The sequence below is a fragment of the Anaerophaga thermohalophila str. Valhall genome (genome assembly GCF_000250735.1).
GTDB classification, from domain to species: domain Bacteria; phylum Bacteroidota; class Bacteroidia; order Bacteroidales; family Marinilabiliaceae; genus Anaerophaga; species Anaerophaga thermohalophila_A.
Window position 1 is genome coordinate 1 of record NZ_AHZV01000006.1, and the last position, 987, is coordinate 987.

Below are 987 nucleotides of genomic sequence, written 5' to 3' on the forward strand. Positions count from 1 at the left end.
CAGGAAAGCGGACAGGCCACCGCGCCTTTTAAATAGTTAAAGTCGTTCATTATTACAACAATCTTTTGAATAGTGATATGTTGACAATTAACATTTACATTATACCTTATTAATTTTGCAATACATTGTAGGTCTATTATTTATATCTAAAGAGGTTTGTTTATTTAAATGCAGTATATTAATGTTGTAAAAATCATCTTATATCTAAAAATCTCATGATCTATTGATTTACAGGTGCAAACATTTTTAAAGATTTGGATGACAAACCTTGCACCTTAAATGGAATTACGCGATGTAAATAATTTATTATTAATTATTTAAGTGTTATTCAGCAAACCCTGGTTAGTGCGTGTCTATAAACTCGCATAAATTTTTCCAATATGTGTGTCTGTTCAGAAAGTGCCAGTTGCAAGGCTTGCGAAGCCGCCAAAAACGGAGTTTACTACTCGTAAATGAGTATTTTGGCGGCGAGTGTAACACAGCAAATGGTACTTTATGGACAGACACTACCTAAACTGTGAGAAAAGATCCGGAGCATCCCTTTATAAAAAGGGAATGCTGCCGGATTTTATTTTATTCACTCAAAGTAAAAAGTTGCTTCAACTCGTTGTCGGATAAATCACCCACCCATTTTTCTCCGGCAGTCACCGTTAAATTGGCCAGTTCCTTTTTATTGGTAAGCATTTTATTGATTTTCTCTTCAAAAGTAGCTTGCGTAATCAGGCGATAAACCATTACATTTTTATCCTGTCCTATTCGAAAAGCACGATCTGTGGCCTGTGATTCAACGGCGGGGTTCCACCACAAATCGTAATGAATTACATGGTTAGCTGAAGTAAGATTCAGGCCGGTTCCGGCAGCTTTAATCGACAAAATAAACACTTTTTCGTGTGGATTATTCTGAAACTTCTCCACCATTTCATCACGCTGTTTTCGGGTGGTCCCGCCATGCAAAAACATGGCATTCATATCGAACTTATCTTTTAT

General features: G+C 36.4%; 1 protein-coding gene. It reads right to left on the reverse strand.

Going from position 1 to position 987, the window contains the following annotated elements:
• Nucleotides 1-573 precede the first annotated feature (573 nt).
• Nucleotides 574-987 (reverse strand): DEAD/DEAH box helicase (locus OQ5_RS19820; RefSeq protein ID WP_141638842.1); only part of this gene is annotated, 414 nt, incomplete at its 5' end.